A 24744-nucleotide genomic window follows, 5' to 3' on the forward strand; every position below is an offset into this window, starting at 1 on the left:
CCGGGGCAGGGTCGCGGGTTGGACGACCCCTGCCCGCGCGCACCGCAGCGTGAAACCATCGGCTGGTGACCAGTCCCACCGCTTTCGAGATCGCTGCCCGCTTCGCCTCTGTGAAGAGCTCTCCGGTACGCGACATTCTCTCGGTGGTCGGACGCGAGGACGTGATCACCTTCGCCGGCGGCATCCCGGACGCCTCCTTGTTCGAGCTGGACGACTTCCATGCCGCCTACGACTACGTCCTGACTCATCAGGGACAGCGGGCGCTGCAGTACGCCACCACCCAGGGTGAGCCGGAGCTGCTCGAGCTGCTCGCCGCCCGAACCAGTCGCAAGCTGCCCACCACGTCCGCGCAGTTGCAGGTGACCAGCGGCTCCCAGGAGGGGATCTACCTGGTCGGCCAGGTGTTGCTCGATCCCGGCGACGTGGTGCTGGTCGAGCAGCCCACCTACCTGGCCGCCGTGCAGGCGTTCACCCTCAGCGGCGCCCGGCTGATCGCGGTCGAGACCGACGACAGCGGGGTGCTGCCGGACGCGCTCGACGCCGCCATCGCCGAGCATCACCCCAAGTTCGTCTACCTGATCCCCACCTTCCAGAACCCCAGCGGACGCTCGATGCCGGTCGATCGCCGGGCCGCGGTGGCCGAGGTGCTGCTACGCACGCGGACGCCGCTGCTCGAGGACGACCCCTACGGAGAGCTGCGCTTCGAGGGGGTCTCGGCACCGCCGCTGGCCGCACTGCCGGGGATGGCCGCCCAGACCGTCCTGCTCAGCTCGGCGTCGAAGATCATGGCCCCCGGCATCCGGATCGGCTGGCTGCGTGCCGAGGGTCCGATCCTGCGCGCCATCGAGGTGGCCAAGCAGGCGGTCGGGCTGCAGAGCGCGGTCACCGATCAGCTCGCCGTGGCCCGCTACCTGGCCACCTGCGACCTGGACGCCCACATCGCCCACGTCAGCCGGATCTATCGAACCCGCCGGGACGCCATGGCCGACGGGCTGGCCGGCCTGCTCCCGGCCAGTGCCACGATCACGCATCCAGAAGGCGGGATGTTCTTGTGGGCGAGCCTGGGTGGAGGCGTCGACACCGCCGAGTTGTTGCCCAAGGCGGTCGACAACGGCATCGCCTACGTCCCCGGCTGGCCGTTCTTCGTGGCCGACCCCGACCATTCGGCCATGCGGCTGTCCTATGTGACCAACTCGCCCGAGGTGATCGCCGAGGGCCTGTCCCGGTTGGCCAAGGTGTTCGGCTGGGCCTGAGCGTTCAGCGCGTCCGCTGCCGAAAGCTCTCCCGGTAGCGGGACGGGGCCACCGAGACCCGCGCCTGGAAGTGCTTGCGGAACAGGTCGGCGCTGCCGAAGCCCACCCGTGCGGCGATCTGCTCGATGCTCAGGTCACTGCTCTCCAGCAGTTCCTGGGCTGCCACAACTCGCTGGTCGATCAGCCAACGGCTCGGGCTGACCCCCAGGTCGGCGAAGCGACGCTGGAGGGTGCGGGGGGACACCTGGGCGGCCACAGCCAGCCGATCGAGGGTCCAGCGTCGGCTCAGGTCGGCACTGACCGCCTGCTGCAGTCGGTCCAGGTCGGCACCGGGCAAGTCTTCGCGCCCGACTCGTGGCGGGATGAACTGGGCCTGGCCGCCGGAGCGGGAGACCGGCAGCACCATCGAGCGGGCCACCGTCGCGGCCGCCGCTGTTCCGTGGAAGTGGCGGACGATGGCCAGACACATGTCGACACCGGCCGTGACCCCGGCCGAGGTCCACAACCGGCGTTGCTCGTCGTGCAGGTGGATCACTGCCGGATCAACCCGGATGGACGGATGCTGCGCGGCCAGCCGTCCGGTGTGGCGCCAGTGGGTGGTCGCCGAGCTGCCGTCGAGCAGGCCGGTCTCGGCCAGCAGGAAGGTCCCGGTGCACAGGGCGGCCAGGGTTGCCCCGCGGGCGTGCTGCGCCCGTAGCCAAGCCGCGGACGCCTGGACGTCCACGCCGTCGAAGTCGTCCAGCACCGTCTCGATCTGGCTGAACCCCGGGATCAGGATCAGCTCGGCGGCGTCCAGAGCGGATAGCGGCTCGACGTCGGTGCGCAGCCCGCCGCTGAGCGGAACCGGGCTGGACGGACCGGCCAGGACGACCTCGTTGCGCGGAGCACCGTCGGCCACGCCGGAGCTGAACACCTCGATGGCGATCGCCACATCGAAGCTGCGCATTCGCGGAAGGAGCAGTACGCCGACCAGCATGACGCGATATTAGCGATACCTGACATCTACGCCACTCGTCCGCCACCCGCGCGCAGGCTGGAATGGAGCCATGAACGACAAGACTGCACTGATCGTGATCGACGTCCAGCTCGGCTTCGAGGTGGAGTCGTTCTGGGGCGTCCCGGCCAATCCGGACGCCGACGCCCACATCGCCGCCCTGGTCGCGGCCTGGACTGCCGAGGACCGCGGCCCGATCGTCCTGGTCCGGCACGACTCGGGCAAGCCCAGCTCGCCGCTGCACCCGTCCAACCCGGGCAACCGGCTGAAGGGCTACTTGGCAGAACTCAGCCCGGACCTGCTGATCACCAAGAACGTGAACTCGGCGTTCCTGGGCGCGCCGAACCTCGATCAGTGGCTGCGCGAGGCCGGCATCCAGCGGCTGGTGCTGTGCGGGATCCAGACCAACATGTGTGTCGAAACCACCGCCCGGATGGGGGGCAACCTCGGCTACCAGGTGATTGTGCCCCTCGATGCCACCAGCACTTTCGCCCTGGCCGCCGACCTGCCCACCGGACGAGTGCAGCTGAGCGGAGCCGAACTGATGGCGGCCACCGCCGTGAACCTGCAGGCCGGCGGCTTCGCCCAGGTGGTCAGCACCGCAGCTCTGCTGTCCGACCGCCCGGCGTCCTAGAAGCCCGGGACGTCCAGCTGGCCCAGCGCGCGCCGAATGGTGACGGCATCGTCCGCAGGGGTGTGGACGATGCCGTGCAGGCCGGCGCTGCGGGCGGCTTCGATGTTCTCTGGCAGGTCGTCGATCATCACGGCCTCCTCCGGAGCCACCCCGAGCCGAGTGACGATCTGGGTGAAGTAGGCCGGGTCGGGCTTGGCCACCCCCAACTCGAAGGAGTAGCAGAGCTCGTCGAAGTAGTCGGCATAGGGCAGGTTCTGCTGCATCCACCGACCTCGATAGGGCTGCTGGTTGGTGGCCAGCGCCGTCTTCAGGCCGGCGGCCCGGGCCTCGGCGACCACCTCGAGCATCGGCTCACGCAGCTCGATCCGGTACCAGATCTGGATCAGCTCCTCGACGCTCACCGTCAGCCGGTACCGCTCGATCACCGTCTGCAGCACCTCGACCAACTCGACCTGGCCGGTCATGGTCGTGGCCTCCTCGGCCAGCAGGTCCTTGACGAAGCCTGGCCGGTCCTCACCCAGCCGCGTGAACGCCTCGATGGCGCCGGCCGTCGGCCACTGCAGCACCCCGTCCGCGTCGAACAGCAGGGCGCGGATCATCGGCCGGTCCTCGCGGGCCGGACGGTCGGCTGCCGAACTCAATTGGCCAGGGAGCGGGCAGCGCCCTTGTCGGCCGACAGGGCCAGGGATGCGTAGACCTTCAACGCCATGCTCACCTGGCGGTCGCGGTTCTTCGGCTTCCACCCCTCGGCGTCGCGGACGGCCCGGCGCGCGGCCAGGGTCTCGTCATCGACCAGCAGGTTCATGCTGCGCTCGGGGATCGAGATCTCGATGATGTCGCCGTCCTCGACCAGGCCGATCACGCCACCGGAGGCGGCCTCCGGCGAGACGTGGCCGATCGACAGGCCCGACGAGCCGCCGGAGAAGCGTCCGTCGGTGATCAGCGCGCACTTCTGACCCAGGCCCAGGCCCTTGATGTAGGAGGTCGGGTAGAGCATCTCCTGCATGCCGGGGCCGCCCTTGGGGCCCTCGTAGCGGACGATCACCACGTCGCCGGGCTGGACCCGCTTGCTCAAGATGGCCTCGACGGCCTCCTCCTGGGACTCGGTCACCACGGCCGGGCCGCGGAACGTCCACACGGCCTCGGGGACGCCGGCAGTCTTCACGATGGCGCCGTCCACGGCCAGGTTGCCCTTCAGGATGGCCAGGCCGCCGTCGACGGTGTAGGGGTGCGCCACGTCGCGAATGCAGCCGGCCTCGGAGTCGACGTCCAGCTCGTCCCAGCGGGCCGTCGAGCTGAACGCCTCGGTGGTCCGCACGCCGCCGGGCGCTGCGTGGAAAAGCTCGATGGCCTCGGGCAACGCGCTGCCGCCGCGGATATCCCAGTTGGCCATCCAGGCGTCCAGCGAGGGGGAGTGGACGGCGTGGACGTTGCGGTCTAGCAGCCCGCCGCGATCCAGCTCACCGATGATGGCGGCGATCCCGCCGGCTCGGTGGACGTCCTCCATGTAGTAGTTGGTGGTGTTCGGGGCCACCTTGCAGATGCACGGGGTGATCCGGGACAGCGCGTCGATGTCATCGGAGTCGAAGTCGACCCCGGCCTCGTGGGCCGCGGCCAGCAGGTGCAGCACGGTGTTGGTGGAGCCACCCATGGCGATGTCGACCCGCATGGCGTTCGCGAAGGCCTCGCGAGTGGCGATGGCCAGCGGCAGGACCGACTCGTCCTCGTCGTCGTAGTAGCGCTTGGCCAGCTCGACCACCAGCTTGCCGGCGTTCAGGAACAGGTCGCGGCGCGCGGACGCGGTGGCCAGCGTCGAGCCGTTGCCGGGCAGGGCCAGGCCGATCACTTCGAGCAGGCAGTTCATCGAGTTGGCCGTGAACATCCCCGAACACGAGCCGCAGGTCGGGCAGGCGTTGGCCTCGATGGTGTGCATCTGCTCGTCGGTGACGGTCTCGTCCACAGCCTTGTACATGGCGTCGATCAGGTCGAGCCGGGTGGTGGCCACGCCCTCGAAGACGTGCGCCTTGCCGGCCTCCATGGGGCCGCCGGAGACGAACACGGTCGGGATGTTCAGCCGCAGCGCGGCCAGCAGCATGCCCGGAGTGATCTTGTCGCAGTTGGAGATGCAGACCAGGGCGTCCGCCTTGTGCGCGTTCACCATGAACTCCACCGAGTCGGCGATCAGCTCACGGCTGGGCAGCGAGTAGAGCATGCCGTCGTGGCCCATGGCGATGCCGTCGTCGATGGCGATGGTGTTGAACTCGCGTCCGACGCCGCCGGCTTCAGCGACCGCACCGGCCACCAGCTGGCCCATGTCCTTGAGGTGGACGTGCCCGGGGACGAACTGAGTGAACGAGTTCGCAATGGCCACGATCGGCTTGCCGAAGTCGGATTCGACCAGTCCGGTGGCGCGCCACAGGGCGCGAGCGCCGGCCATGTTGCGGCCGTGGGTGGTGGTGCGAGAACGCAGTGCGGGCATGACTACCTCATTTCGATGCAGGAGCCAGCCTAGTTCGCCGTGTCCAACGCGGGCAGTCCCATCTCGTCCGCTTGGGACGAACAGCCCCGCGCGGCCCCGCTCCGGCCGGGTTGGCCGCGGCCGCTCGGGGTCTGTATTCACTCAGTATTGAAATGCATGATCTGCTGGTCTAGCGTCTGTGGCAGTGGGTGGCGCCGAAGGGCACGGGGGCATCGAGGTCCGACGGTCCGCTCGCGGTTGCGATACGGCTCAGGTGTCGCACTCGCCCTGGCCGGTGTCGCGCGGTGAAGGTAGAAGAGGAAGCGCAACTGTGGGCTGAGCCCGTGGCGTCTTGGGGGAGCCGCCTGCGGAGTGGGACGAAAGGGAACCGTCCCCATGCGTCCCACCCGCTCAGTGGGGACGGTTCCATCGAGTTGCGCTGACCAGAGTGGACGGTGTCGGAACCGTCCCCGTTTCGGTCCGGCTAGAGGTCGACGGTGCCGGTGATGATCGGGCGGACTCGTCCACCGATCCAGATGTCGGTGCCATCGTCGTGGACGAAGATCTCGCCGCGCCGGCCCAGCTGCGAGCCCTGGGTGGCCGTGTACTCGGACGGCACGGCGCCGCGGGCGCGCAGCCACTGGGCGACCGAGGCGTTCAGGCTGCCGGTGACCGGATCCTCCCAGGCGCCGACCTGGCCGCGCACCTCGTACGCGAAGCGTCCGGTCTCCCGTCCGACCAGGCCCAAATGCTCCAGCGGGCCGAGCCTGCTGTGATCGAAGCGGACGGTGCGGACGGCCTGGGCGTCGGCCAGTTCGACCATCATCCACGGCGGGCCGTTGTCGCCCCACTCGTGGGCCACCCATTCGCTGCTCGGGACTCCGATCACGGCCTCGATTCGGGCGACCAGTTCGTCGGACAGTGGTCCGGTGCGTCGCCGCGGCGGGGCGGCGAAGGCCACCTGGTCGTCCTCGATCAGCAACGGCACCAGGCCGACTCCACACTCCTGAACCAGCTCGCCGGGACGCCGCGGGACGCCGCCGGCGGCCAGCCAGGCGAAGCCGCTGCCCAGGGTCGGGTGCCCGGCGAAGGGCAACTCGTTGTCGATGGTGAAGATCCGCACCCGGTAGTCGGCCTCCGGGGTGGTCGGCGGCAGCAGGAAGACGGTCTCGGACAGGTTCGTCCAGGCCGCGAAGCCGGCCATCTCGGCCTCACTCAGCCCGTCGGCGTCCACCACGACGCCCAGCGGGTTGCCGAAGCCGTCCGCCTCCGGCCCGAAGACGTCGACCTGGGTGAACCGCCGCTGCATCAGTCGCCCAACCCCGTCCGCAACTTGCGGGCGGTCAGGATCCATTCGTGGTCGGGCGGGACGAGCTTGAGGTGGCCGGCCACCTCGGGCAGCGGCACCAGTTCGGTGTCCTCGCCGCGGGCTGCCACCATCACTCCGAAGTTGCCCTTGCTGACCGCATGAGCCGCGGCCGTCCCGATCCGGGAGCCGAGCAGCCGATCGGCCGCGCACGGCGTCCCGCCGCGCTGGACGTAGCCCAGGATCGACACCCGCGACTCCAGCCCGGTCGCGGCCTCGAGCTCGCGGGCCAGCTTGAAGGTGTGCTCGCGCTGGGAGTCCTCGACGTTGGCCAGGTGCGCCTTGGCGGCCCGGGCCGCCTCCGGCGTGCTGGCCGACTTCACCAACAGCCGGGCGGCTTCCAGATCGGCGGTGTCGTGCAGATCCCGGGCGCCTTCGGCGACGGCCACCACCGAGAAGGTCGAGCCATGCTTCAGTCGAGCCTTGATCGTCTCGGCAACGCTCTCCACCGAGTACGGGATCTCGGGCAGCAACACGATGTCGGCACCGCCGGCGATCCCGGCGCCCAGGGCCAGCCAGCCGGCCCGATGGCCCATGATCTCGGTGAGGATGATCCGGTGGTGGCTGTGCGCGGTCGAGTGCAGCCGGTCGATGGCCTCGGTGGCGATCTCCATGGCCGTGGCGAAACCGAAGGTGGTGTCGGTACGAGCGATGTCGTTGTCGATGGTCTTGGGCAGGTGAATCACGTTGGCTCCGGCCTCGACCAGGCGCAGCGCGTTCTTGGCCGTGCCGCCACCGCCGAGCATCACCAGAGCGTCCAGGCCGTCAACGGCCAGGTTCTCCAGCACCTGCGGACGCATGTCGCGCACCTCGCCGTCCACCACCATCTTGTGGACCTTGTCCCGGCTGGTGCCCAGGATCGTCCCGCCGACGGTGAGGATGCCGGACAGGGCGCTGGAGTCCAGCTGGACGAACCGGTTCTCGACCAGCCCTCGGATGCCGTCGCGGAAGCCGACCAGCTCCCAGCCGTTGCTGATCGCCGCCTTGCCGAAGCCCCGGATTGCCGCATTCAGCCCCGGGCTATCCCCACCGGCGGTCAGAATTCCGATCCTTTTGGTCGCTTCAGCCATGGCGGTCCCTTCGATTCGACTAGGCCTCAGGCTAGCGGCAGGTCCTTGCCGCGATCCCCGGTGGGGGTGCTTTGCTTGTGGTAACGCACGATCGATTGGAGGCCGGATGTCCCACCCCCTGCGCCGGACGCTGCTGCCGGCTGTGCTGTTCTTCGTCCTGGCCGGCTGCGCCGTGACGCCGCCCAATGCCACCCAAACGCCGCCGACTACGCCGTCGAGTCTCTCGCCGAGTCCCAGCCCGGTGGCCACCACCCCGGCGGCCAGCCCGACGCAGACCCCCTCCCAGACTCCGGCTGCCAACACCGTCGAGCTGGCCGGGAACGGCCTGGGCGGCCTGAAGTTCGGCACCCCGGAGAAGACCGTCGCACAACTGCTGACCACCCGGCTGGGCGCCCCGGACGAGCGGATGGAAGGCGTGCTCTGCGAGCTGAACGACGCCGCCCCGTGGGCCGCCACGGTCACCTACGGCGGGCTGTGGGTGCAGTACCAGGCCAAGACGGCGTCCAAGAAGGCGCCGCGGACGCTCTCGGCCTGGGGCTTCCAGCTGAAGGAGCCGTTCGCGGCTCCGCTGGTGATAGCCGGTGACGTCCCGCTCGACTTGAACTTCGCCGAGCTGAAGAAGCAGTTCCCCGACGGCAAGCTCACCGACTCCGAACTGGGCGACGGCGGGCAGATCTTCACCCTGGCCAACGGGCTGACCTTCATGGGGTACGACGGCCAGCCCGACACCGTGATGGCCGGGCCGATCTCCTACTGCGACTAGGCGCAGGCTCAGCCCAGGGCGAGGGCCAGGTCGTCCCCGGACGCGCGGAAGCCGACCCGGAGCAGGTAGCTGCGGACGTCCGGTGACGGGCTCGCCGCAAGGATCTGGCGGGCACCGGCGTCGGTGAACGCCTTCGTGCCGCGCCGGTACAGCCAGGTGCCGATCCGGGAGTCGCGGTAGGCGCTCATCACGTAGTCGAGCTTGAGCCGCAGGGTGTCGCCGTCCCGGCTGGCCACGAAGACGCCGGCCGGCAGCCCGTTTCGGGTCAGCAGCAGCACCAGATCGTCCGCGTCGGGTCCGGTGAACTCGGGATGGAAGTGCGCGATGTCGGCGGCGTGCGAGCGCAGGAAGTCCTGCAGGAAGGGAGCGTCGGTCGCGATCGGCACCGCGCCCAGATCACGGTTGGCGCTGAACTCCTTGCGCAGGAACCAGATGTTGATGGCCGCGACGGCGGTGTTGGTGATGATCACCGGGATCGAGCCGAGCGCGACCCCGTACCCGACGAAGACCACCGAACCGACCAGCGAAACGATCCGCAGCCGGACTACCGAGGTCATCGCCAGTGAGGCGACCACCAGCGCCGACGCCAGATACCCGATCAGATCCACCCATGTGAGGCCCATCCGCCAAGAGTAAGCCACCCGCACGGGCCGCGGATCAGGGGGCAGTCCCCCTTTCCCGTGAGCGGCGGGGACGGTTCCATTGCCGCCCACGTGGTCTCAGGTTGGCCAAGGGCGGTAGGGGCGGCAATGATGGCGATATGCCTTTGGATGCAGCCAACCCCTTCGCCAGCCCGTCCGTCCTGCCGTTTGGTCTGCCCGACTTCACGGCCATCGCCGACACCGACTATCAGCCGGCGATCGAGGCCGGAATGGCCGAGCAGCTGGCTGAGCTGGACGCCATCGCCACCAACCCCGAGCCGGCCGATCTGGCCAATGTGATCGAGGCGTGGGAGCGCAGCGGCGAGCTGTTCACTCGGGCGGCCAACGCCTTCTACACAAAGCAGCCGGCCGACACCAACGACGTGCTGGACGCCGCCGAAGCCGCGATCGCCACCGCTTGGGCCGCCCACCACGACGCCATCTACCTGAACCGTGCGCTGTACGACCGGGTGGCCGCGCTGGACGAGCGGGTCCGCGCCGGCGAAGTCACTCTGGACGAGCAGTCGGCCTACTGGCTGACCCGCAAGCTGGCCGATTTCGTCCGGGCCGGGGTGAACCTGCCCGACGAGCCCAGGGCCCAGTTGCAGCAGCTGAACGCCCGGATCGCCGAGCTTCAGTCGGCCTTCGGCCGGGAGAGTCTGGCCGGCATGAATGAGGCTGCCGTCCTGGTCACCGACCCCGCCGAGTTGGACGGGCTGAGCCCGGCCGAGGTGGCTGCCGCCGCCGAGCTGGCCGCCGGACGCGGCCTGGAGGGCTGGCTGATCGAGGTCGAGAACACCACCGGCCAGCGCTGCCTGGACGTGCTCACCAACCGTGGGCTGCGCGAGCGCGTCCATCGCGCTGCGATCGGACGCGGCCTGTCCGGGGCCCACGACACCCGAGCCATCGTGGCCGAACTGGCCCGGCTCCGCGCCCAAAGGGCCGCGCTGCTCGGCTTCGCCAGCCACGCCGACTACGCCGCCTCTGACGGCTGCGCCGGCTCGGCCGCCGCGGTCTGGGAGCTGTTCACCAAGCTGGCCCCGGCCGCGGTCGGCAATGCCAAGGCCGAAGCTGCCGAGCTGGCTGAGCTGTGGGCCGAGATCGCCCCTGGGGAGAGCTTCGAGGCCTGGGACTGGCAGTTCGTGAGCGAGCAGCTGCGGACCAAGCGGTTCGCCCTGGATTCGGGCCGGCTGCGTCCCTACCTGGAGCTCGAGCGGGTGCTGCACGAGGGTGTGTTCGCCGCAGCCAACGGGTTGTTCGGGATCACCTTCACCGAGCGGACGGACCTGCGCGGCTACAACGACGAGGTCCGAGTCTTCGAGGTGGACGAGGCTGACGGCACCCCGATCGGGCTGTTCCTGGCCGACTTCTACACTCGCGGCGGTAAGCAGGGCGGGGCGTGGATGAACAACGTCCGCGACCAGAATCATCTGCTGCGCCAGCTGCCGATCGTCACCAACAACTCCAACCTGGTCAAGCCGCCGGCCGGCGAGCCGACACTGATGACCTGGGACGACGTGATCACGCTGTTCCACGAGTTCGGCCACGCCCTGCACGGGCTGCTCTCCGACACCCAGTACCGCTCGCAGTCGGGCACCGAAACCCCGCGTGACTTCGTCGAGTACCCGTCCCAGGTGAACGAGATGTGGGCGCTGGAGCCGTCCCTGCTGCGGGCCTACGCCGTGCATTACGCGACCGGGGAGCCGCTGCCGGCGGCCTGGGTGGAGACGCTGATCGGGTCGAATCGCTACGGGCAGGGCTACAAGACCACCGAGTACCTGGGCGCCGCGCTGCTGGATCAGGTCTGGCATTCCACGCCGCTGGCCGAGCTCCCGTCCGGGCCGGACGAGGTGGAGGCCTTCGAGCAGGCTGCGCTGGCCAAGGTCGGGCTGGACTACCCGCTGGTGCCGCCGCGCTACCGCTCGACGTACTTCCGGCACAGCTTCGAGGGGGGCTACGACGCCGGTTACTACGCCTACCTGTGGAGCGAGGTGATGGACGCGGACACGGTCGCGTTCATCACCGCCAATGGCGGTCTGACCAGGGAGAACGGCGAGCGCTACCGCCGTCGGCTGCTGGCTCGCGGCGGCTCGATCGACTCGATGCAGGCCTTCCGGGACTACCGGGGCACCGACCCGGATCTCGCACACCTGTTGGAACGCCGCGGCCTGGCCTGAGCCAGGAACGTCCGACCTTCTTTCGGCTTGCTGGTGGGTCGGGATGCCTCGAACCCGAGAAGGGTCCCGATCTGGAGCCGTCGGACGAGCCGGCTGAAGTGAAACCCGATTTCGGTACCGATTTCAGGCTCGGAGGAGCTCGGATGGGGCGCCAAAGTCGGGTTTGAGTTGCTGGCTGCCGCGTGAGCGGTTCGGATCGGGACCAAACTCGGGTTTGAGCGCCCATGGTGCGGCGGCGGGCTCAGTCGACGAACTGCGCCGTCAGCAGGCCGTAGAGGGCATTGCCAAGTCGGAGCTCCTCCGCCCGCAGCAGGTCGGACGGGGTGAGCACCGACTCGATCACGCCCAGCTCGAGGTCGGCCAGCGACGCGGCGCGAGTCAGGCTGGGCAGCACTCCGCAGCACAGCGGCGGGGTGTGCCAGGCCCCGTCCAGCCGGACGAGCAGGCAGCTGCGGGCACCCTCGGTGAGCTCGCCGCGCTCGTTGGTGAACACCGCGTCGAACAGGCCTCGGCTGCGGGCATCGGCCAGAGCGCGGTCGTAGGCCGAGCGCAGGGTGGTCTTGTGTCGCAGAGTCGGGTCGGCGCTGTGCCGCGGTTGCGGGTGCAGGGCGAACCGGGCAACCGGCACTGTCTCCAAGTGGCGCAGCGCGAGCGAGTACTGGCCGTCCTCGCCCAGTCCGAGCCGCAGTCCGAGGGTGTCCTCGTCGGGTGCGGCGACCGCGGACGCCTGCGCGAGCCCGGCCATCAACGCCTCGTCGAACTCCGACGGACGCCAGGGCAGCCCCAGTTCGGCCGCGCTGGACGCCATTCGCTCCCGATGTGCGTCGGCGGCTGGAGCCAGCCAGCCGAGATCGGTCCGAACCAGCCGGATGGTCTCGATCAGCTCGAACCGGCGTCCGATCCGGTCCAGGAACTGGCCCTTGAGAAGGCATTCGGCCCACTCGTCCGCGGCAACCGATGGGTAGGTGATGCCAGCGCCGAGCCCGAGTCGCAGCGGCCAGCTGACCAGTCCGGCGGGCGTGATGTCCGGCTCAGCGGGGGCCTCGAGAGTGCGGATCGGGACGCTCATGGTGACCGCGAGCCCGTCCGGCCCGGCCGAGAGGTAACCGATGGCGCCGCAGTACGCGCCGCGCGGCCCGGCCTCCAGCTCGCCCAGGATCCGGATCGTCTCCCGCTTCGGAGCGCCGGTCACCGAACCGCACGGGAACAGGGCGTCGAGGAGCTCCCACAGGCTCGGTAGCACGTCCAGGTCGGCGGTGATGGTCGTGGTCATCTGGAGCACCGACCCGTGCTGCGCAACCGCGAACGGTTCGCTGACCGCCACCTGTCGAGTCTGCGGCAGCCGGGCCAGGTCGTTGCGCAGCAGGTCGACGATCATCAGGTTCTCGGCGCGGTTCTTCGGGTCGGCGGCCAGCGCCTCGGCGTTGGCCGCGGTCTCCTCGGGCGTGGCTCCGATCGGGGCTGTTCCCTTCATCGGACGGGTGGTCAGCCGACGTCCGTCCAGGCTGAAGAACAGCTCCGGCGACAGCGAGAGCAACGACGTTTCCGGAGACAGCAGCAGCGCGCCGTAGCCGATCTCGGCCTCGGCGGCCAGCTGAGCGAAGCCGGACGCCAGCAGTCGATCCCCGCCCGAAGTGTCGCCCGACGGCTCGGCCCAGCCGCGGAGGCGGCTGTCAGTCCCGAAGGTGAGGTTGGCCTGGTAGGTCCGTCCCGCGGCGATCTGCTCGCGGACCCGTTCCACGGCGGCACCGTAGGCCTCGGCCGTGATCGACGGCTGCACTGGTGCGAACTGCGCCTCGGCATCGCCGGCCAGCGCGGCCAGCCACGCCAACGCCTGGTCGGCGGTGAGCAGATCGCAGCCGGCGAACTCGACGGCCTGCAGCAGTGGCGTCCGGCCGGGGTCGGCGAGCGGAGTCAGGCCGTCCGCGACCGAGAACACTCGGTAGGCCTCGTAGGCCAGGCTCAGCACGATCTCGGCGCCGTCCCGGGTGGCGGCGTCCAGCTCGTCGACGGTGCGACGGACGTCGGCAGCCGAGGCATCGGCCGGGCAGCCCCAGGATCGCACTGGGCCTCGATAGCGTCGGCAGCGCGCCTGGCTAGGGTCGGCGTCGAACAGGAGGGCGCCGAGCTGGCCGAGCGATCTGGTCATCGTGGCCACGCTAGCGGCCGGGACCCGCCTCGTCCCCGGGATCAGGGTGGCAGTTGCGCGACCTTGTCAGCGGGCGGACGGTGATGGAACCGTCCCCTAGTCCATGACCTCGGGTTCGATCACCAGGTCCGGGCCGCGGGCGGCCCGCAGGCTGTCGATGGTGAGGACGACCAGCGCCACCCACACCAGGCTGAAGCCGATCCAGCGGGGCAGCGGCATCTGCTCATGGTTGAACAGGACGCCGATGCTGAACTGGATCACCGGCGCCAGGTACTGCAGCAGCCCGATCACTGACAGCGGGATCCGTTGCGCGGCACCGGCGAACAGCAGCAGCGGGATCGCCGTGACCGCGCCGGCCAGGGCCAGTCCGACGGTGAGCCCGGGGCCTTCGCTGAAGAAGTGGCTGCGTCCGGTGACCTGCAGCCACACCAGGAAGCCCAGCGCGAACGGAGTGAGCAGCGCCGTCTCGATGGTCAGCCCGACCAGCGGGCTCACGTGGGCGCCCAGCTGCTTCTTAGCCAGGCCGTAGAAGCCGAAGCTGAAGGCCAGCGAGAGGGCCACCCACGGCACCTGACCGAAGCCGATGGTGATCACGATCACGGCCAGCGCACCCACGCTCAGCGCCACCACCTGTGCGCGCCGGAGCCGTTCGCCGAGCACCAGGACGGCCAGGCTGACCGTCACCAGCGGGTTGATGAAGTAGCCAAGGGCGGCGTCGACGATGTGGTTGTTCAGCACGCCCCACACGTAGATCGACCAGTTGGCGGTGACCAGCAGACCGGCCCCGGTCAGTCCCCAGAACAGCTTGGGGGTGCGTAGCGCCTCGACGAAGCCCCCGAGCTGGCGGGTGACCAGCAGGCCGAGCAGGCAGAACACGAACGTCCAGGTGACCCGATGGCCGATGATCTCGAACGGATCGGCCGCCGACAGCATTTTGAAGTAGAACGGGAACGCGCCCCACAGTAGGTAGGCGGTGAACGCCAGGATCAGGCCGGTGGAGTCGAGCTTCTGCTGCGGACGTTCTGGCACCAGAACACCCTATGCGAGCCGCGCTGCCCTTCCCGCACCCTGCCCGAGGACCGACCCTGGCTTGGTGGAGTCGCGCACGACCCGACGCAGCATGGTCTCGGCCACCACGGGATGCAGCACGCGCACCGGCAGGAAGTACAGCCGGCCCAGCCAGCCGTGCAGCTTCACCACGGTGACAATGCACAACACGTCGTCGCTGATGGTGGTTCCGATCCGGAAGTCGAGGTGCTTGTCCCGATTCTCGATCAGCGCCTCGCCGTCGATGACCTCGCTGACGAGGGTGCCCTGCCCGGTCTCCCTGCGGATCCCGAACAGCGGCACGATCGCGTTGCGGATCACCATCAGGGCCCGCAGCGCCATCGGCCAGGACTCATGGGAGAAGATCCGCTCCGCCCATACGGCCGGGTCTCGGTTGGTATCTGTCGGGAGCTCGATCAGCTGAGCGTCGGCGTAGTCAAAGCCAGGCGTCCGGGCGAGGGCCTGGGCACCGGCGGGGATGCAGGTAGCGCGGGTCACTGGTTCCTCCTCATAGTTTTTGGGGTATGCCACAAATACTAATGATTCTTGAGCCCTGCCACAAATACTCCTAGGATCGCCGCATGGGCCGGCCGCCGCGATTCGACAACGACGACATCCTCAACGCCGCGCTGGCGGTTGTCGCCGAACGCTGGCGATATGCCACGGTCGAGGAGGTCGCCGCGCGCCTGGGGACCCGAGTGGGCAGCATCTACTACAGGTTCCCGACTCGGGAGTCCCTGTTCGTCGCGCTCTGGGTTCGCAGCATCCGACGCTTCCAGGTCGCGTTCATGGACGCACTGGAGAACCCGGATGCCGAGCAGGCGCTACTGGCCGCTGCCTGTCGGGTGCCTGACTACTGCCGGGCGAACCCCGAGGAGGCGATCGCGCTCACCTTGTATCGGTATCACGCCTTGGTGGCGGATTGCCCGCAGGACCAGCGCGAGGATGTTGTGAGTCTCAACGACTCCGCCGAGATGGCCCTTATGGCGACGGGCAGGCGTTTCGGTGCTGCCGATGCCGACCTGGTTAAGGTGCGAACGGCCGTGCAACAGCTTCCGTACGCGATGATTCGCCCCTACCTCGGCGCGAGTGAGCCCATTCCGGACTGGATCACGCCGGCGACCCGCGCTGCCAGCGCGGCGGTGCTGGCCCTGATACCGCGCGGCTGAAGCCGGGCCGGGCTCAGCGGAGCCCGAGGAAGTCGACCAGCAGCTGGTTGTACTGGTCGGCGGCCTCCAGGCTGGGCATGGCGCCGGCCCCGTCCAACTCCACGTAGAGGCCCTGCGGCAGTGCGTCGGCCAACTGCTTGCCGGCCGCCCGGGACGGGTCGGACGCCCCGGCGAACACCAACGCCGGCACCTCCACGGTGCCGATCTTGGCGCCGAAGTCGGCCCCGGCAATCACGTCCAGGGCGCGCAGCAGGTCGGCCTTGGTGGCTCCGCTGTCGGCCAGTGCCTGGTTGGGCAGCATCCGGATCAGCGTCTTCTGCATGCCCAGGGCCAGCCGGCCCGGGGTCAGCATGGCCCCGGAGAGCACCAGCCCGGCCACCATGCTCGGCTCGGTGGTGGCCACTTGCAGCGCGGTCATGGCGCCGAGTTGGTGGCCGACCAGCCAGGCCTTCTCGATGCCGTAGCGGTCGAGCTGGCTGATCACGTCCGCGGCGGTCGAGACCAGTGAGATGTCACCTGGCTTACCGGGACGGAGCCCTGCCAGCCACGGCGCGATCACTCGGACGTCCGCACCGATGGCCTCGACCTGCGGCTGCCACATCTGTGGCGTCTGGCCGGCCGAGTGCAGCAGCACCACCGGCAACCGGCGGCCGGTCATCACAGCTTGCTGACCGTGAAGGTGAAGCCGAGCTCCTCGTCAGCGAACCAACCCTCGCCGGCCGGGGCCTCGGCCACGTCGGTGGCCAGCACCTCGTCGGCGATCAGCCCGGCGTGGGCGCGGATGGCGTCCGCGGTCTCACCGGTGGCCGACCAGCGCAGCGCGATCCGGTCCGACACCTCGAAGCCCGACGACTTGCGAGCCTCCTGGATGGCGCGGACGAACTCGCGGGCCAGGCCGGCCCGGATCAGCTCGGGGGTCAGCTCGAGATCCAGGGCCACCGTCTCGCCCTGCTCGTTGACCACCGACCAGCCCTCGCGCGGACGCTCGGAGATCAGCACCTCCTCGGCGCTCACCTCGGTCGTTCCCAGCTCGGGCACCTCCACGGTGGCCGTACCCGAGGCGGCCAGGGACGCAGCCAGGGCGGAGGCATCGGCCGCGGCGATGGCATTGGCCACCAGCGGGGTCTGCTTGCCGAATCGCTTGCCCAGCGCCCGGAAGTTGCCCTTGGCCGAATGGTCGACCAGGTCACCGGCCGAAGCGAAGGACTCCACCGACTCCACGTTCAGCTCGGCCTCGATCTCGGCGATCAGCTCGGCGTCCAGCAGTCCGAACGCGGCGGACGGCACCAGCGCCCGGCGCAGCGGCTGACGGGTCTTCACCTTCGCCTCCGAGCGGGCCGAGCGGCCCAACTCGACGATCCGCCGGGTCAGCTGCATGGCCTCGTCCAGCCGGTCATCGATGGCGGCAACGTCGGCCAGCGGCCAGGTGGCCAGGTGCACCGACGCCGGAGCGGAGGCGTCCGTGGCGACCACGAGGTCCTGCCAGACCCGCTCGGTGAGGAACGGGGCCAGCGGGGCCATCAGCCGGGTGACCACGTTGATGGTCTCGTGCAGGGTGCGCAGAGCGCCGTCGCTGCCCTCCCAGAAGCGGCGCCGCGAGCGGCGCACGTACCAGTTGGACAGGTTGTCGACGAACTCGGCCAGCAGCGCACCGGCCCGCTGGGTGTCGAAGTCCTCCAGGGCCGCGGTCACGTCGCGGACCAGCACATTGCGGGCGCTGGTCAGCCAGCGATCCAGCACATGCGCCTTCTCGGTGGACGGCGCATCGACCGGCGACCACGAGTTCGCCCGGGCGTACAGGCTCTGGAACGCGACCGTGTTCAGGTAGGTCATCAGCACCTTGCGGACGGTCTCCTGGATGGTCTGGTGACCGACCCGGCGGGCCATCCACGGCGAGCCGCCGGCGGCCATGAACCAGCGGACGGCGTCCGCCCCGTGCTTATCCATCAGCGGGATGGGCTCCAGGATGTTGCCCAGGTGCTTGCTCATCTTGCGGCCGTCCTCGGCCAGGATGTGGCCCAGGCAGAGCACGTTCTTGTAGCTGGACTCGTCGAAGACCAGGGTGCCGATGGCCATCAGCGAGTAGAACCAGCCACGGGTCTGGTCGATGGCCTCACAGATGAAGTCGGCCGGGTAGGCGGCCGCGAAGGCCTCCTTCGAGCCGTCCACCCACGGGTAGCCGAGCTGGCCGAACGGCATGGCGCCGGAGTCGAACCAGGCGTCGATCACCTCGGGCACCCGGTGTGCGGTCTTGCCGCACTGCGGGCAGGAGAAGCTCACCTCGTCCACGAACGGACGGTGCGGATCCAGCTCGGACAAGTCGACGCCGGTCAGCTCGGACAGCTCGGCCCGAGAACCCACGCAGGTCTGGTGCTTGGCCTCACACCGCCAGATCGGCAGCGGGGTGCCCCAGTAGCGCGAGCGGGACAGCGCCCAGTCGATGTTGTTGTTCAGCCAGTCGCCGTAGCGTCCCCACTTGATGTGCTCGGGGTACCAGTTGGTCTTGCCGTTCTCGCGCAGCAGGGCGTCCTTGATGGCCGTGGTCCGGATGTACCACGACGGCTGGGCGTAGTAGAGCAGCGGGGTGTGGCAGCGCCAGCAGTGCGGGTAGGAGTGCATGTGGTGCTCGACGGCGAACATCAGGCCGCGCCTGGTGAGGTCGTCGATGACAACGGCGTCCGCGTCCTTGAAGAACAGGCCGCCGACCAGGTCGAGGTCCTCATCGAAGGTGCCGTCGGGGCGCACCGGGTTGACCAGCGGTAGCCCGTAGGCGCGGCAGGCCTCCATGTCGACCTCGCCGAAAGCCGGAGCCTCGTGGACCAGGCCGGTGCCGTCCTCGGTGGTCACGTAGTCGGCCAGCAGGACGTAGTGGGTGCCGCCGACCACGTCGGGGAACTCGACCAGATCCAGCGGACGGCTGTACTTCCAGTACTCCAGTTCCTTGCCCTGGAACCTCTGGCCCAGGCACCAGCCATCGCCGAGCACCTTCTCGGCCAGCGCCTCGGCGACCACCAGCGACTCACCGTCCGGCTCGTCCTTGGTGGCCACGACGTAGGTGACGTCCGGGTGCACGGCCGCGGCGGTGTTCGAGACCAGGGTCCACGGCGTGGTCGTCCACACCAGCAGAGACGCCTTGCCGGCCAGCGGGCCGGAGATCAGCGGGAACCGGACGTACACGCTGGGGTCGGTGACGTCCTCGTAGCCCTGGGCCAGCTCGTGGTCGGACAGCGTGGTGCCGCAGCGCGGGCAGTACGGCGCGACCCGGTAGTCCTCGACCAGCAGCCCCTTGTCGTGGATCTGCTTCAGCGCCCACCAGACCGACTCGACGAAGCTGGGGTTCATCGTCCAGTAGGCCTCGTCGAGGTTCACCCAGTAGCCCATTCGCGTGGTGAGTTCGGTGAACGCGTCCACGTGGCGGCTGACCGAGGCCCGGCACTTGGCGTTGAACGCCTCCACGCCGTAGGCCTCGATGTCGGGCTTGCCGTTGAAGCCCAGTTCCTTCTCCACAGCCAGCTCGACGGGCAGGCCGTGGCAGTCCCAGCCGGCCCGGCGCTCGACGTGGAAGCCCTGCATGGTCTTGAACCGCGGGAACACGTCCTTGAAGACGCGGGCTTCGATGTGGTGGGTGCCGGGCATGCCGTTGGCGGTGGGCGGACCCTCGTAGAACGTCCACGGTGCACCACCCTCGGTGCGCTCCAGGCTGGCCGCGAAGGTGTCGTTGGCGGCCCAGAAGTCGAGGATCTCGTGCTCCATGGCCGGCAGGTCGAGCATCGCGGGGACGGCGCGATACAGCGGACGCTCAGTGGAGTCGGTGGTCATCGGGTGCCCTTCGTCGGTGGTGCGGACGAAGGGACGAGGCGAACCCCGCGGTACCACCCTTCTTGGGTGCCGAGATCGGCACCCCGCTCTTGCTCGCCGCGGCCGGTTCTACTGAGAGCTCGCGCTCTGTTCTTCCGGCAGCTCCGGGGTGATAGCCCCATCAGTGCCGTGCGGACCCCCACATTCTAGGGCTGTGGGCAACCCCGGCCGAAACCGAGCTCGACGCGCCGAGCCCCTACGGGCGTTGGGGGCTCGGCGGCGTCCTGGCTCAGCCTTCGGTGGAGCTGGACTGGCCAGCTGCGTCCACCCGGGCTGATGTCGCCCGGGTCGGGTCCTGCCCCGGCTCGGGCCAGGCCGCCGGTTCGGCGGCCGTGGTGGGTGTTCCAAGCATGGCGGCCTTGCGGTTGAGGTAGTCGTCGATCTCAATCTCGCCGCGGGCCAGCCGCTCGTCCAGGAGCTGCAGGGCCGGCGGCAGCGGCGGCCGATAGTCCATCGGGACGGGACGCCGCTTGCCCCGCTGGACCAGGAAGACCACCAGCACGGTGATCAGCGTGATCAGCAGCAGGGTGCCGAGGAACCCTGCGATGCCAGCCAGCATGTGCCAGCCCGAGAAGTAGTCCGGGCCTGGGAATCGTCGCATGTCGTGCTCCCTTACTGCCGAGTGCCCCTCAGCATGCACATCCACCCTGTGCCGTGGCTGTGAGCTCCCCGCAGGTCGGCTGAGCGCCGCGATGGCGGGGCTTGTTGTTGGCCGAGCTTGTCGAAGCCAACAGGTCCGTTCGACAGGCTCAGCGAGCTAGATGGCGCAGGATGCCGGGTCGGGCTCGGGGGGCTCGAGGTCGAACAGGGTGCTGCGCTGGGGTTCGGGCAGCTGCGTCCACTGCCAGCGGCGTTCGGCCTGGACCGCGCTGGTCAGCTCACAGGGCGCGCTGTTCAGGCTCAAGGCCTCGATGGCGTAGTCAGCAGCGGTTTCGGCCAAGGTGGCGTCATCGCAGCTGGCCGCAGCGTTCGCGGCGGTCCGGACGCCACTGGCCACGGCCCGATAGCCGGCCTCGGACAACTCCCGGGCCGACAGGTGGGCGGCGAAGGCGGCCTCCCGGCAGTCATCGGCGCTGCCAGTGCCGTCCGCCCAGGCCCGAGCGGACGCGATGGCAGCCTCGGCGTGATGATCGGCGAAGTCGGGGAACTGGGCCAGCAGGTGTTCGGCGCAGTCGGCGGCCCACCGGGTCAGGACCGGATCAGCTGACGGGTTCATGGCGGTTCTCCTGGGCAAGCACGGTCTCGATGGCCAGCGCCACTCCATCCTGCTCGTTGCTGGCCGTCACCCAGTCTGCCGCGGCGATGGTAGCCGGGTCGGCATTGCCAACCGCGACGCCGATCCCGGCCCAATCGATCAACTCCAGGTCGTTGCGGGCGTCCCCGGCGGCCAGCACCTCGCACGGCGAGACGCCGAGCAGTTCGCACAGCCGGGACACGCCGGTGGCCTTGGTCACCCCGGCACCGCCGATCTCCAGGAACGGCGCACCCGAGGTGGTGGCGTGGAAGCCGCTCAGTCCGGAACTGGACAGCATCGTCCGCAGCTGTTCGGCGTCGAGCCGAGGGTGCCGGACGGTCAGCTTCAGGGTCGGCTCACCGATCACCGCAGCCAGCGGCTCGGTGTCGATGTGCCACCAGTACTTGTCCCGCTCCATCGGGGTGAGCAGGTCGGCGTAGCCGGGCGCCGCGGCATGCCGGGCGCCGTGGTCGCGCACCGCCGACACTCGGGCCTCGGGCAGCTCGGCGTCCAGGAAGGCGACGATCGGCTCGATGGCGGACGGGCTCAGTAACTCCTCGAACAGCACCCGGCGGCTGGGCAGCTCGACGGCGATGGCGCCGTTACTGCCGACGATGTGGCTCAGCCCGGCGCTCTCCAGCTCGGTCGGCACCTGGGGGTACTGGCGTCCGGTGGCGGCCACCACGAACAGCCCGGACGCGGTGGCCGTCCGGATGGTCTCAGCCGTGCGCTCGGTGATGGTCTTGTCAGCGCGCAGCAAAGTGCCGTCCAGGTCTGATGCGATCAGCCGGATCCGGTGATTGGTCAAGACTGTGCTGCCCCCTCGTTGAGCCGCCGACGACCGGAGAAGGCCCGGCCCAAGGTGACTTCATCGGCGTACTCCAAGTCGCCGCCGACCGGCAGCCCGCTGGCCAGCCGGGAGACGGTGACGCCCGTGCCGCCGAGCAGCCGGGCGATGTAGGTGGCGGTGGCTTCACCTTCCAGGTTCGGATCGGTGGCCAGAATGACCTCGGTGATCGTCGAATCCTGCAGCCGGGTGAGCAGCTCGCGAATGTGCAGGTCGGCCGGGCCGACGTTGTCGATCGGACTGATGGCACCACCCAGGACGTGATAGAGCCCGCGGAACTCGTGGGTGCGTTCGATCGCCATCACGTCCTTGGACTCCTCGACCACGCAGATCGAGGTGCGGTCCCGGCGCGGGTCGCGGCAGACTCGGCAGCGGTCCTCCTCGGAGATGTTGAAGCAGACCTCGCAGAAGCGGACCTTCTCGGCCACCTCCCGCAAGGTGGCGGCCAGCCGCTCCACGTCCGCCTTGTCGGAGGACAGGATGTAGAAGGCGATTCGTTGCGCGCCTTTGGGACCGATGCCGGGCAGCCGCCCGAGCTCATCGATCAGATCCTGAATCGGACCTTCGTACAAACCTGCTCCTAGCCTTCAGTCCTGGACGGACGTCGTCACAGCCCCAGTTCGGGGATCGGCGGCATCGTGGCCTGAGCCAGCGCCATGGCCTGGTGGTTGGCGTCGCGGACGGCCGCCACGATCAGGTCGGCCAGGGTCTCGGTGTCGGTCGGGTCGCAGGCCTCCGGAGAGATCTTCAGCCCGACCAGCTCGCCGGTGCCGGTCAGAGTGGCCTCGACCAGGCCGCCGCCGGAGCTGCCCTGCACCGTCCGGTTGGCCAGGTCGGCCTGAGCCTGCTCCAGCTGGCTCTGCATCGCCTGAGCCTGGGCCAGCAGGGTGTTCAGGTCGAGGGAACTGGGATCGAACATGGTGCTCCTTATCGGGTGCCTGTCATGCTAGCCGCGCCCAGGTGGACGGGCTGCTCAGCCTTCATCGTCGAGCAACTCGGCGCCGAGGTGCTTCATCAGCAACTCCTCGGTGGACGACTCGCCCGCGTCGACCACTTCATCGTCGCGATCGGGTTCGACCTCGTCCTCGGGTGGCTCGGACGGCGACCCGGCCGACCTTGTCGGACGGATGTTCGCCCGCGCCTCTTCGATCGCCGCGGCTCGCTCCGGGCTGCTCGACGAGGACGGTGCCGGAGCCGGTGCCGCGGCCTGCTGGGGAGCGTCTGCGGTGGCGTCGATGATCAGTTCGATGTGGAACGCCGCCCCGATCACTTCCAGGATCGCCTCGCGGAGCACGTCGGAGTTGCCGCCGCGCGCGAAGCTCTCCTTGGCGCCGGTGTTGGCCAAGCCCAGGGTCAGCACATCGTTGCGGACGTCGACCACCTGGGCGTTCTGGCTGAGCAGGATCCAGGTGAACCGGCGCCGATGTTTGACGTTCTCAAGGATCTCCGGCCACAGCCGACGCAGGTCCGCCCCGGAAAGTCGTCCGGTTGCAGCGGGGGCTTCGACGGGCTCAGCCGCCGGGCGGGCTTCGGCAGGCTCGGCCGCCGGAGCTGTGACTGGCTCAGCAGCCTTTGCGACCGGCTCAGCTGTCGCCGCCTGGGCAGCGGCCGCCTCCGCGGCGGCTGCGGCCATCGCGGCCTGACGGCGAGAGGCTCCTCGTGGAGCCGGGGCCGGGGCGTCGACAGTCTCAGCCACCGGGTTGTGGGCGGGCTCAGCTGTCGGTTCCTGGGCGTTGCGGCGGGACTTCTCGCTGGCTCCGACAGGTGCGGCCACCGGGCGGGCTTCGACGGGCTCAGCCACCGGGCTGTGGGCAGGCTCAGCTGCCGGACGAGCCGCAGCGGGCAGCTCGCCGCCGATCCCGATCCGGCGCTCCAGGCGATCCAGGCGGGCATGCAGGCCGCGTCCGTCCACGTCGGCGCCGGGCAGCAGCACCCGGGCACACATCAGTTCCAGGTGCAGCCGGGGTGCCGTGGTGCCCCGCATCTCGGTCAGCCCGACCGCGATCACCTCGGCGGCGCGGGTCAGTTCACCGGCCCCCAGCGCACTGGCCTGGGAGGCGAGGCGCTCGGCCTGGTCGCCGGCCACGTCCACCAGGCCGTTACTGAGCGCCTCCGGGACGGCCGCCACGATGATCAGATCGCGCAGCCGGCGCAGCAGATCCTCGGCGAACCGACGTGGATCCTGGCCGACCTCGATCACCTTGTCGACGGCTGCAAAGACGCCGTTGGCGTCACCGGCCGCGAAGGCGTCCACGATCTCGTCGAGCAGAGCGTCTGGGGTGTAGCCGAGCAGGGCGGTGGCCTGGGCGTAGCTGACCCCACCTTCGGCGGCGCCACCGAGCAGCTGGTCGAGCACGGACAGCGAATCTCGCACTGAACCGGCACCGGCCCGGACCACCAGCGGCAGCACGGCGGGCTCGACGGCGATCCCCTCGGCCTCGCACAGCGTGGCCAGGTAGGTCGACAGCGTCTTGGGCGGCACCAGCCGGAACGGGTAGTGATGGGTCCGCGAGCGAATGGTGCCGAGCACCTTGTCCGGTTCGGTGGTGGCGAACACGAAGCGGACGTGTGGCGGCGGCTCCTCGACCACCTTCAGCAAGGCGTTGAAGCCCTGCGGGGTGACCATGTGCGCCTCGTCGATGATGTAGATCTTGTAGCGGCTCTGGACGGGTGCGAAGAAGGCACGTTCGCGCAGATCACGGGCGTCGTCCACGCCACCGTGCGAGGCGGCGTCGATCTCGATCACGTCGATGCTGCCGGAGCCACCGCGGGCCAGGTCGCGGCAGGACTGGCAGACCCCGCACGGCGTGGTGGTCGGACCCTGCTCACAGTTCAAGCAGCGGGCCAGGATCCGGGCCGAGGTGGTCTTGCCGCAGCCGCGCGGCCCGGAGAACAGATAGGCATGGTTGACCCGGTTGTTGGCCAGCGCCCGCTGCAGCGGCTCTGTGACGTGCTCTTGGCCGATGACTTCGGCAAATGTCTCGGGACGGTAGCGCCGATACAGCGCCAGCGGAGTGTCCGGACGGGTGACGGTGGTGGCCGGCAGCCGGCGCGCATCGACCGCGTCCATCAGGGCGGCGGTCA

At 69.4% G+C, this 24744-nt stretch carries 22 protein-coding genes; 5 read left to right on the forward strand and 17 right to left on the reverse strand.

Annotated features, from left to right (window positions below; translation table 11 throughout):
- Positions 1–65: 65 nt before the first annotated feature.
- Positions 66–1253 carry an aminotransferase-like domain-containing protein gene (locus ATK74_RS14835; RefSeq protein ID WP_211283396.1) on the forward strand — a complete coding sequence of 396 codons (1188 nt, stop codon included), beginning with the start codon at positions 66–68 and terminating at the stop codon, positions 1251–1253.
- Positions 1254–1257: 4 nt separating this feature from the next.
- Here ATK74_RS14835 and ATK74_RS14840 read toward each other — a convergent pair whose 3' ends face one another.
- Positions 1258–2229: a GlxA family transcriptional regulator gene (locus tag ATK74_RS14840; RefSeq protein ID WP_098461774.1), complete on the reverse strand. Its 972-nt coding sequence runs from the start codon at positions 2227–2229 to the stop codon at positions 1258–1260.
- Between the two features lie 70 nt (positions 2230–2299).
- On the opposite strand from ATK74_RS14840, the gene ATK74_RS14845 reads away from it, so the two are divergent.
- Positions 2300–2881 carry a cysteine hydrolase family protein gene (locus ATK74_RS14845; protein ID WP_098461775.1) on the forward strand — a complete coding sequence of 194 codons (582 nt, stop codon included), beginning with the start codon at positions 2300–2302 and terminating at the stop codon, positions 2879–2881.
- Here the strand turns inward: ATK74_RS14845 and ATK74_RS14850 are convergent.
- From ATK74_RS14850 to ATK74_RS14865, 4 genes are all read right to left on the reverse strand, one after another.
- Positions 2878–3480 (reverse strand): HAD family hydrolase, encoded by a 603-nt coding sequence (locus ATK74_RS14850; protein WP_098461776.1) that lies wholly within the window; start codon positions 3478–3480, stop codon positions 2878–2880. The genes ATK74_RS14845 and ATK74_RS14850 overlap by 4 nt on opposite strands.
- 38 nt (positions 3481–3518) lie before the next feature.
- Positions 3519–5360, reverse strand: coding sequence for a dihydroxy-acid dehydratase (ilvD, locus tag ATK74_RS14855; RefSeq protein ID WP_098461777.1), 1842 nt, complete (start codon positions 5358–5360; stop codon positions 3519–3521).
- 463 nt (positions 5361–5823) lie between these two features.
- Positions 5824–6648, reverse strand: coding sequence for a PhzF family phenazine biosynthesis protein (locus ATK74_RS14860; protein WP_098461778.1), 825 nt, complete (start codon positions 6646–6648; stop codon positions 5824–5826).
- Complete coding sequence (locus ATK74_RS14865) at positions 6648–7775, reverse strand: ATP-dependent 6-phosphofructokinase (RefSeq protein WP_098461779.1); 1128 nt, start codon at positions 7773–7775, stop codon at positions 6648–6650. The genes ATK74_RS14860 and ATK74_RS14865 overlap by 1 nt, the downstream gene beginning before the upstream one ends.
- Positions 7776–7881: 106 nt before the next feature.
- Between ATK74_RS14865 and ATK74_RS14870 the strand changes: the two genes are divergently transcribed.
- A complete protein-coding gene (locus ATK74_RS14870) occupies positions 7882–8538 on the forward strand; it encodes a hypothetical protein (protein WP_098461780.1) in 657 nt (218 codons plus the stop codon).
- An 8-nt stretch (positions 8539–8546) separates the two neighbouring features.
- Here the strand turns inward: ATK74_RS14870 and ATK74_RS14875 are convergent, their stop codons facing one another.
- Positions 8547–9161: a YgjV family protein gene (locus tag ATK74_RS14875; protein ID WP_143483701.1), complete on the reverse strand. Its 615-nt coding sequence runs from the start codon at positions 9159–9161 to the stop codon at positions 8547–8549.
- Positions 9162–9298: 137 nt separating this feature from the next.
- On the opposite strand from ATK74_RS14875, the gene ATK74_RS14880 reads away from it, so the two are divergent.
- The gene (locus ATK74_RS14880; protein WP_098461782.1) at positions 9299–11356 is read left to right on the forward strand and encodes a M3 family metallopeptidase; all 2058 of its coding nucleotides are present in this window, start codon (positions 9299–9301) and stop codon (positions 11354–11356) included.
- Positions 11357–11597: 241 nt separating this feature from the next.
- On the opposite strand, the gene ATK74_RS14885 is transcribed toward ATK74_RS14880, so the two are convergent.
- The 3 genes from ATK74_RS14885 to ATK74_RS14895 form a co-directional block, all read right to left on the reverse strand.
- Positions 11598–13505, reverse strand: coding sequence for a chorismate-binding protein (locus ATK74_RS14885; protein ID WP_143483702.1), 1908 nt, complete (start codon positions 13503–13505; stop codon positions 11598–11600).
- Positions 13506–13601: 96 nt separating this feature from the next.
- Positions 13602–14534, reverse strand: a complete 933-nt coding sequence (gene rarD, locus ATK74_RS14890; RefSeq protein WP_098461784.1) for an EamA family transporter RarD — start codon at positions 14532–14534, stop codon at positions 13602–13604.
- A gap of 9 nt (positions 14535–14543) precedes the next feature.
- A complete protein-coding gene (locus ATK74_RS14895) occupies positions 14544–15050 on the reverse strand; it encodes a DUF2867 domain-containing protein (RefSeq protein WP_169923882.1) in 507 nt (168 codons plus the stop codon).
- 83 nt (positions 15051–15133) lie between these two features.
- Between ATK74_RS14895 and ATK74_RS14900 the strand changes: the two genes are divergently transcribed.
- On the forward strand, positions 15134–15721 hold the full coding sequence (locus tag ATK74_RS14900; RefSeq protein ID WP_098461786.1) for a TetR/AcrR family transcriptional regulator: 588 nt from the start codon (positions 15134–15136) through the stop codon (positions 15719–15721).
- Positions 15722–15734: 13 nt separating this feature from the next.
- On the opposite strand, the gene ATK74_RS14905 is transcribed toward ATK74_RS14900, so the two are convergent.
- The 8 genes from ATK74_RS14905 to ATK74_RS14940 form a co-directional block, all read right to left on the reverse strand.
- Positions 15735–16379, reverse strand: a complete 645-nt coding sequence (locus tag ATK74_RS14905; protein WP_098461787.1) for an alpha/beta fold hydrolase — start codon at positions 16377–16379, stop codon at positions 15735–15737.
- Complete coding sequence (gene ileS / locus ATK74_RS14910; protein ID WP_098461788.1) at positions 16379–19540, reverse strand: isoleucine--tRNA ligase; 3162 nt, start codon at positions 19538–19540, stop codon at positions 16379–16381. Before ileS ends, ATK74_RS14905 begins: the two co-directional genes overlap by 1 nt.
- Positions 19541–19808: 268 nt before the next feature.
- Positions 19809–20180: a hypothetical protein gene (locus ATK74_RS14915; protein WP_143483703.1), complete on the reverse strand. Its 372-nt coding sequence runs from the start codon at positions 20178–20180 to the stop codon at positions 19809–19811.
- A 156-nt stretch (positions 20181–20336) separates the two neighbouring features.
- Positions 20337–20795 (reverse strand): putative immunity protein, encoded by a 459-nt coding sequence (locus ATK74_RS14920; protein ID WP_098461790.1) that lies wholly within the window; start codon positions 20793–20795, stop codon positions 20337–20339.
- Positions 20779–21621, reverse strand: coding sequence for a Cof-type HAD-IIB family hydrolase (locus ATK74_RS14925; RefSeq protein ID WP_098461791.1), 843 nt, complete (start codon positions 21619–21621; stop codon positions 20779–20781). Before ATK74_RS14925 ends, ATK74_RS14920 begins: the two co-directional genes overlap by 17 nt.
- A complete protein-coding gene (gene recR, locus ATK74_RS14930) occupies positions 21618–22232 on the reverse strand; it encodes a recombination mediator RecR (protein ID WP_098461792.1) in 615 nt (204 codons plus the stop codon). Before recR ends, ATK74_RS14925 begins: the two co-directional genes overlap by 4 nt.
- A gap of 35 nt (positions 22233–22267) precedes the next feature.
- Positions 22268–22579, reverse strand: coding sequence for a YbaB/EbfC family nucleoid-associated protein (locus tag ATK74_RS14935; protein WP_098461793.1), 312 nt, complete (start codon positions 22577–22579; stop codon positions 22268–22270).
- Positions 22580–22633: 54 nt separating this feature from the next.
- Positions 22634–24730, reverse strand: a complete 2097-nt coding sequence (locus tag ATK74_RS14940) for a DNA polymerase III subunit gamma and tau (protein WP_245841063.1) — start codon at positions 24728–24730, stop codon at positions 22634–22636.
- Positions 24731–24744: the final 14 nt, after the last annotated feature.

The organism is Propionicimonas paludicola (assembly GCF_002563675.1).
Lineage (GTDB): Bacteria > Actinomycetota > Actinomycetes > Propionibacteriales > Propionibacteriaceae > Propionicimonas > Propionicimonas paludicola.